Annotated in this window: 6 protein-coding genes; 2 read left to right on the top strand and 4 right to left on the bottom strand. The window is 74.2% G+C overall.

All coding sequences use genetic code 11. The features are described from left to right. A partial coding sequence (locus L2I40_RS19040) for an esterase-like activity of phytase family protein (protein ID WP_237216762.1) occupies positions 1-985 on the top strand: 985 nt, incomplete at its 5' end. 22 nt (positions 986-1,007) lie between these two features. Here the strand turns inward: L2I40_RS19040 and L2I40_RS19035 are convergent. The 4 genes from L2I40_RS19035 to L2I40_RS19020 all read right to left on the bottom strand — a co-directional run bounded on the left by L2I40_RS19035 (position 1,008) and on the right by L2I40_RS19020 (position 4,444). Next, positions 1,008-1,790: a sensor histidine kinase gene (locus L2I40_RS19035; protein ID WP_237216761.1), complete on the bottom strand. Its 783-nt coding sequence runs from the start codon at positions 1,788-1,790 to the stop codon at positions 1,008-1,010. 72 nt (positions 1,791-1,862) lie between these two features. Then, a complete protein-coding gene (gene rpmB / locus L2I40_RS19030) occupies positions 1,863-2,159 on the bottom strand; it encodes a 50S ribosomal protein L28 (protein WP_237216760.1) in 297 nt (98 codons plus the stop codon). Positions 2,160-2,289: 130 nt separating this feature from the next. Further along, positions 2,290-2,553, bottom strand: a complete 264-nt coding sequence (locus tag L2I40_RS19025; protein WP_237216759.1) for a hypothetical protein — start codon at positions 2,551-2,553, stop codon at positions 2,290-2,292. A 67-nt stretch (positions 2,554-2,620) separates the two neighbouring features. Further along, positions 2,621-4,444, bottom strand: a complete 1,824-nt coding sequence (locus L2I40_RS19020) for an ABCB family ABC transporter ATP-binding protein/permease (RefSeq protein ID WP_237216758.1) — start codon at positions 4,442-4,444, stop codon at positions 2,621-2,623. A gap of 140 nt (positions 4,445-4,584) precedes the next feature. Between L2I40_RS19020 and L2I40_RS19015 the strand changes: the two genes are divergently transcribed. Next, a partial coding sequence (locus tag L2I40_RS19015) for a DUF4743 domain-containing protein (protein ID WP_237216757.1) occupies positions 4,585-4,900 on the top strand: 316 nt, incomplete at its 3' end.

Raw genomic sequence — 4,900 nt, 5'->3', positions numbered from 1 at the left:
GCCCCGTAGCGCCCGCGCGAGTCCCGGCTGCCGCCTCCTCCGCCGCACGCTCCTCGCGGCCATCGCCGCTTCCCTGCCCGGCTGCGCCGCCGCGCAGCCGCGCACCACGCTCGCCACGCCCTTCCCGCTGCCCGACCTGCCCGGCGCCGGTCTCCGCCCCCTCGGCGGGCTCGAGATCGACCGGGGCGTGCTCGGCTTCGGCGGCCTGTCGGCCCTCTACCTCGCGCCCGACCTCACCGTTTCCGTCGTCAGCGACCTGGCGCGCTTCGCCGAGTTCACCCTGACGCTCGACGCCGCGCTGCGCCCGACCGGCCTGGTCCTCCGCCGCACCGGCCCGCTGCGCGACGGCGCTGGCCGCCCGCTCGCCCGCGGCTATGCCGGCGATGCCGAGGCGCTGGCGCGGCTGCCGAACGGCGAGTGGCTCGTCGCCTTCGAGCGCTGGCACCGCATCCGCCGCTATCGCGACCTCGATGGCCCGGCGCTCTATGTCGAGGCGCCGCCGGGCCTCGACCGCGCGCCGGCGAATGGCGGGCTCGAGGCCCTGGCCGTGCTGGCCGACGGGCGCTGGCTGGCGCTGGCCGAGGAGCTGACGCCGCCCGAGGCGCCGGAGTTGCGCGCGGGCTGGATCGGCGGGCCCGGCGCCTGGGTGCCGGTGGCCTATCAGCCGGCTCCGGGCCTCGTCCCGGTCGATGCGGCCCCGCTGCCGGATGGCGGCGCGCTGGTGCTGGAGCGCGGCTTCTCCCTCTTCGGGGGCTTCTCGGGACGCCTGACCCGCCTGGATCCCGCATCGCTCGCGGCCGCCCGCGCGGGCACGGCGCTGCAGGGTGCGGAACTGCTGCGTCTGTCCCCACCGCTCCCAGCCGACAACTACGAGGGCGTCTCGGTCGTCCGCCATGCCGGCCGGAACCTCGTGGCGCTCGTCTCCGACGACAACGAGAACCGCCTGCAGCGCAGCCTGCTGCTGCTGTTCGAGATGCCCGGCTGACAGCCGGCGGCCCGCGCCCGGCTCAGGCCGGTTCGAGCAGGCGCCGGCGCGGCAGGGTGAGCCAGGCCCGCGCGCCGATGCCGGGCGCGCTCTCGAGCCGGATGTCGCCGCCATGCGCGACCGCGAGGGAACGCGCGAGGCTGAGCCCGAGGTCGAGCCCGCGCGTGCCCGGCACCGGCACCTCCGGCACCAGGTCGGCCGCCACCAGCCCGTCGCCTTCGTCCTCGACGACGATGGCGACCGTCTCGCTGGCCACGACCCCGCGCAGCACGACCGTGTCGCCGTCCCGCGAATGACTGGCCGCCCGGCGCAGCAGGGCGGCGAGCGCCCCTTCCAGCGCCCGGCGATCCGCCCGGACGACCAGCGCCCGAAGCGCCGCGTCGACCTGCCATTGCCGGGCCCCGGGCCGGATCTGGCGCGCAACCGTGGCGATCGCGGCCTCCACGATCGGGCCGAGCGCGGCCGGCGCCTCATGGATCGCCGGGGCACCAGGGCGGCGGGCTGCCGCGTCCAGGTCGTCGGCCAGGCGGAGCAGTTGGTGCGCCGGTCCCTCGATCGCGGTCCCGCCGAGTCCCGCCCAGGGGCTCTCCTGGTCCGACCCGCTGCCGCGGCCATCGGCCAGGCGGGCCGCGAGGCCGCGCAACTCCTGCCCGCCCAGCCGCAGGCACCTGCCGCGTGCCGCGGCCACCGCCTCCGCCTGGGCCGCCGAGGCCCGGGCCGCGGCCAGCGACGTCCTCAGGCGCAGCGCGACCAGGCCGACTGCGCAGAGCGCGGCCAGGAGGAAAAGCGAAAGGGCAGCCTGCATCGCTGCAGACTGCCCTTCCACGGGTTCAGAATGTGTGAACGACGGTCCCGGAGCCGGGACCGTGCCCGGGGATCAGGCCGCGGCCTTGCGGGCCTGCGCCTTCTCGAGGCGCCGCTTCAGCACGATGGCCTCGGCGGGCAGGCGCCGGTCCGGGGTGCCGAGCAGGAAGGCGTCCAGGCCGCCATTGTGCTCGACGGTGCGGATGCCGTTCGTGGTCAGCCGCAGCCGGATCGGCGCGCCCAGGATGTCGGAGAAGAACGACGCCTCCTGCAGGTTCGGCAGGTAGCGGCGGCGGCTCTTGTTGTTGGCGTGGCTGACGTTGTTGCCGGTCAGCACGCCCTTGCCGGTCACTGCGCAGCGGCGGGCCATGATACTCTATCCCGTTGAACGGCCACGCCCCGGTGGCGGCCATGCGGGCCGGCCCGGGGCGGGCGGAGGTGTTCGGAGCGGCGCCGTATCGCGGAGATCGGCGGCCGCGTCAAGCGCCGGGCGGCCGCGCCTACATCCTGGCCGCGCCGGCATCCGGCCCGCGCATCTCGGCCAGCTCGCCCGATTCGACCGAGGCGAGGGCGCTGCGCAGCACCTGCGCCACCGCCCGGTCATCGAGCGAGCGGGCCAGCATGCCGAGCGCGCCGCCCAGCAGCGCCGAGGCGACCGAGATCGGGGCGATGTTCTGCCCGAGCATGTACTCGATCGCCTTGTCCACCACCGCGCCGGCGTGGCTCAGGTCTTCCGGGGCCGCGCCCTGCGGGTCCAGCTGCATGCCTTCGGTCTCCTTTGTGGTCGAGGCAGATGGGGAGGGCAGGGGCATCCCGGAACCCCTGCCGCGCTCAGGCCGGCGCCTTCGCGCGCGCCTCGAAGGCGGCCTCGGCCGCCTGGGCGGCTGCCGCGGCCTCGGCGGCCTCCACTGCCTCGGACTGGCGGCGCCACATCTCGGCATAGAGCCCGTCGAGGGCGATCAGCGCGCCGTGGTTGCCGCGTTCGGCGATGCGGCCGTCCTGCAGCACGATGATCTCGTCCGCCTCCACCACGGTGGAGAGCCGGTGCGCGATCACCAGCGTGGTCCGCCCGCGCGCGGCATCCCGCAGCGCCGCCTGGATCTCCTGCTCGGTCCGGGTGTCGAGCGCGCTCGTCGCCTCGTCGAGGATCAGGATGCGCGGGTCCTTCAGCAGCGTGCGCGCGATCGCGACGCGCTGCTTCTCGCCGCCGGAGAGCTTGAGCCCGCGCTCGCCCACGCGGGTGTCGTAGCCGTCGGGCAGGCGGAGGACGAAGTCGTGCACCTGCGCGAGCTTCGCCGCCGCCTCGACCTCCTCCTGCGTGGCGTCGGGCCGGCCATAGGCGATGTTGTAGCGGATCGTGTCGTTGAACAGCACGGTGTCCTGCGGCACCACGCCGATCGCCGCGCGCAGGCTGTCCTGTGTCACGTCGCGCACATCCTGCCCGTCGATCCGCACCGCCCCGGCATTCGCGTCGTAGAAGCGGAACAGCAGGCGGGAGATGGTGGACTTCCCCGCCCCCGTGGGCCCCACGATCGCCAGCGTTCGGCCGGGCGGCACGACGAAGGAGACACCCTTCAGGATCTCGCGGTCCGGCCGGTAGCCGAAGCGCACGCCCTCGAAGGCGACCTCGCCCGCGCTGACGCGGATCGGCCCGGCGCCGGGGCGGTCCGCCACCTCCCGCTCCTCGCGCAGCAGGCGGAACATCGCCTCCATGTCCACCAGCCCCTGCTTGATCTCGCGATAGGCGAAGCCGAGGAAGTTCAGCGGCTGGAAGAGCTGCAGCAGGTAGGTGTTCACCAGCACGAAGTCGCCGACCGTCATCTGCCCGTGCGCGACGCGGAACGCCGCCAGCAGCATCACCGCCGTCAGCCCGAGCGCCACGATCGCCTGCTGGCCGAAGTTCAGCGCGTTCAGCGTCACCTCGCTGCGCACATAGGCGCGCTCGTAGCGCTGCATCGAGGCATCGTAGCGCCTGGCCTCGTGCGCCTCGTTGCCGAAATACTTCACCGTCTCGAAGTTCAGCAGGCTGTCCACCGCCTTGGTGTTCGCCTCCTGGTCGGTCTCGTTCATCTGCCGGCGGAAGCGCAGCCGCCACTCGGTGAAGATCAGCGTGAAGGCGATGTAGAGGCCGAGGCTCGCCAGGATGATCGCGCTGAAGGAGATGTCGAACATCGCCCACAGGATCAGCGCGACGACCAGGATCTCGACCAGCGTCGGCGCGATGCGGAACAGCAGGAAATCCAGCACGAAGGTCATGCCGCGGGTGCCGCGCTCGATCACCCGCGACAGCCCGCCGGTCTGGCGGTCGAGGTGGAAGCGCAGCGATAGCCGGTGCAGGTGCTCGAAGACCTCGAGGGCGATGCGCCGCATGCCGCGCCCCTGCACCTTCGAGAAGACGGCATCCGAGGCCTCGCTCAGCGCCGAGCTCAGCAGCCGCACCGTGCCATAGGCGACCACCACCGCGATCGGCACCGCCACCGCCGCCGCCGCGCCCTGCGGGCTCAGCGCGTCCACCGCGCGGCCGAAGGCGATCGGCACCAGCACGTTGACGGCGCGGGAGGCGACCAGCAGCGTCAGGCTGGCCACCACGCGCAGCCGCAGCCCGGGCTCGCCCTGCGGCCACAGATACCCGGCAAGGGTCAGCAGGGTGCGCATGTGGCTGCGCTCCTCCGGCGGCGGCGCGGGGGAGCGGGCGGGGGCATCGGGCGGCATGCCTCCGTTATGTGGGTGGCTGCCCGGTCGCGGGAAGCGCCGCGCGGCTGGCCGGCCATGCGCAGGACGCGCTACTGGGGCGCATGATCCCGTTCCCGTTGCTCTGGCGGCACATCGAGGCGTGCAACAACATCGCCTCGCCCGCGCATCTCATCGCCTTCCGCCTCGGCGACCAGCAGGTGGGCTGGATGGGGCCGGAGCTGGCCCGGGCGCTCGCCTTCTTCCCGCGTGACGTGCATTTCGACGGGCAGGGCGCCGCGCTCGCCGGCCGGCTGCGGGGGGAGGGCCAGCGCACCGCGGCGCTGGAGCGCATCGCCGCCGCCCTCGCCGCCCGCGGCCATTTCCGCCTCCGCGGCGAGCCCTTCGACGTCCGCGCCACCCCGGACGGCCCGGTGCTGG

The organism is Falsiroseomonas oryziterrae, from assembly GCF_021864505.1.
Lineage (GTDB): Bacteria > Pseudomonadota > Alphaproteobacteria > Acetobacterales > Acetobacteraceae > Falsiroseomonas > Falsiroseomonas oryziterrae.
This window is presented reverse-complemented; position numbering and strand designations above follow the sequence as displayed.

What these genes read in the sequence shown, in the direction of transcription:
- L2I40_RS19035 (WP_237216761.1), bottom strand. Translation starts at nt 1,790, where the DNA reads ATGCAGGCTGCCCTTTCGCTTTTCCTCCTGGCCGCGCTCTGCGCAGTC.
- rpmB (WP_237216760.1), bottom strand. Translation starts at nt 2,159, where the DNA reads ATGGCCCGCCGCTGCGCAGTGACCGGCAAGGGCGTGCTGACCGGCAAC.
- L2I40_RS19025 (WP_237216759.1), bottom strand. Translation starts at nt 2,553, where the DNA reads ATGCAGCTGGACCCGCAGGGCGCGGCCCCGGAAGACCTGAGCCACGCC.
- L2I40_RS19020 (WP_237216758.1), bottom strand. Translation starts at nt 4,444, where the DNA reads ATGCGCACCCTGCTGACCCTTGCCGGGTATCTGTGGCCGCAGGGCGAG.